The organism is Rothia sp. HMSC065G12, from assembly GCF_001811455.1.
Lineage (GTDB): Bacteria > Actinomycetota > Actinomycetes > Actinomycetales > Micrococcaceae > Rothia > Rothia dentocariosa.
Map to the genome: position 1 here is coordinate 1 of NZ_KV804797.1, position 2,563 is coordinate 2,563.

The 2,563-nt window shown below is 53.8% G+C and carries 1 rRNA gene; it reads left to right on the plus strand.

From position 1 onward, the window contains the following. Nucleotides 1-2,512 (plus strand): 23S ribosomal RNA (locus tag HMPREF2804_RS01580); the annotation flags it as partial. Nucleotides 2,513-2,563 lie beyond the last annotated feature (51 nt).

Genomic DNA, 2,563 nt, shown 5'->3' on the forward strand with positions numbered 1-2,563 from the left:
CCTGAACCCGTGTGCTTACAAGCCGTTATAGCCCCCCTTTTTGTGTGGGGTGGTGGCGTGCCTTTTGAAGAATGAGCCTGCGAGTTAGTGTTTTGTCGCGAGGTTAACCCGTGTGGGGTAGTCGTAGCGAAAGCGAGTCTGAATAGGGCGTTGTAGTGGCAGGATCTAGACCCGAAGCGGAGTGATCTATCCATGGCCAGGTTGAAGCACGTGTAAGAGCGTGTGGAGGACCGAACCCACCTAGGTTGAAAACTGGGGGGATGAGCTGTGGATAGGGGTGAAAGGCCAATCAAACTCTGTGATAGCTGGTTCTCCCCGAAATGCATTTAGGTGCAGCGTTACATGTTTCTTGCTGGAGGTAGAGCTACTGGATGGCCGATGGGCCCGCGAGGGTTACTGACGTTAGCTAAACTCCGAATGCCGGTAAGTGAGAGTGTAGCAGTGAGACAGTGGGGGATAAGCTTCATTGTCGAGAGGGAAACAGCCCAGACCATCAACTAAGGCCCCTAAGCGTGTGCTAAGTGGGAAAGGATGTGGAGTTGCTGAGACAACCAGGAGGTTGGCTTAGAAGCAGCCATCCTTGAAAGAGTGCGTAATAGCTCACTGGTCAAGTGATTCTGCGCCGATAATGTAGCGGGGCTCAAGTACACCGCCGAAGTTGTGGCAATCAGTCTTTGTGGCTGGTTGGGTAGGGGAGCGTCCTGCACGAGGTGAAGCTGCCACGGGAGTGTGTGGTGGATTGTGTGGGAGTGAGAATGCAGGCATGAGTAGCGAATCACGGGTGAGAAACCCGTGCGCCGGATGATCAAGGGTTCCAGGGTCAAGTTAATCTGCCCTGGGTTAGTCGGGGCCTAAGGCGAGGCCGACAGGCGTAGTCGATGGAGAACGGGTTGATATTCCCGTACCAGTGAAGGACCGTCCATACTGATATTGTGATGCTAACCATGCCGATCACGGTGTCATGAAGTTTTTCTTTGTGGTGTTGTGGGGTGTGTGGGACCCAAGCTTTGGAGGTAAGCGTGTTAACAGGTGTGACGCAGGAAGGTAGCCAAGCCACGCGGTGGTTGTCGTGGTCTAAGCGTGTAGGATGACTGGTTGTTAAATGCGCTGGTTGTGTGTCTGAGACGTGATGGGACCCCTTGTTTGTGGGGGATTTGGTGATCCTATGCTGCCGAGAAAAGCATCGGCGTGAGGTTTTAGCTGCCCGTACCCGAAACCGACACAGGTGATCAGGTAGAGAATACTAAGGCGATCGAGAGAATCATGGTTAAGGAACTCGGCAAAATGCCCCCGTAACTTCGGGAGAAGGGGGGCCCTGAGCGTGATCTGCCCGTGCGGTGGGGAGCGTGTAGGGGTCGCAGAGACCAGGGGGAAGCGACTGTTTATCAAAAACACAGGTCCGTGCGAAGTCGTAAGACGAGGTATACGGACTGACTCCTGCCCGGTGCTGGAAGGTTAAGAGGATTGGTTAGCCCTGTGTGGGCGAAGCTGAGAATTTAAGCCCCAGTAAACGGCGGTGGTAACTATAACCATCCTAAGGTAGCGAAATTCCTTGTCGGGTAAGTTCCGACCTGCACGAATGGAGTAACGACTTCCCTACTGTCTCAACCATGAACTCGGTGAAATTGCAGTACGAGTAAAGATGCTCGTTTCGCGCAGCAGGACGGAAAGACCCCGTGACCTTTACTATAGTTTGGTATTGGTGTTTGGGTTGGCTTGTGTAGGATAGGTGGGAGACTGTGAAGCCGCTACGCTAGTGGTGGTGGAGTCGTTGTTGAAATACCACTCTGGTCAATCTGGATGTCTAACTTCGGGCCATGATCTGGTTCAGGGACAGTGCCTGATGGGTAGTTTAACTGGGGCGGTTGCCTCCTAAAGTGTAACGGAGGCGCCCAAAGGTTCCCTCAGCCTGGTTGGCAATCAGGTGTTGAGTGTAAGTGCACAAGGGAGCTTGACTGTGAGAGTGGCGACTCGAGCAGGGACGAAAGTCGGGACTAGTGATCCGGCAGTGGCTTGTGGAAGCGCTGTCGCTCAACGGATAAAAGGTACCTCGGGGATAACAGGCTGATCTTGCCCAAGAGTCCATATCGACGGCATGGTTTGGCACCTCGATGTCGGCTCGTCGCATCCTGGGGCTGGAGTCGGTCCCAAGGGTTGGGCTGTTCGCCCATTAAAGCGGTACGCGAGCTGGGTTCAGAACGTCGTGAGACAGTTCGGTCCCTATCCGCTGCGCGCGTTGGAGAATTGAGAAAGGCTGTCCTTAGTACGAGAGGACCGGGACGGACGAACCTCTGGTATGTCAGTTGTACCGCCAGGTGCATGGCTGATTGGCTACGTTCGGGAGGGATAACCGCTGAAGGCATCTAAGCGGGAAGCCTGTTTCGAGATGAGTTCTCCTGGCGCCCTTTTGGGTGTGTGAGGCTCCTTAGAGATGATGAGGTTGATAGGCCGGGTATGGAAGCGTTGTAAGGCGTGGAGTTGACTGGTACTAATAGGCCGAAGACTTATTCACACTAGAGTTGTTGGTGGTGTTTGCGTTCGCTGTATAGTTTTGAAACAACAA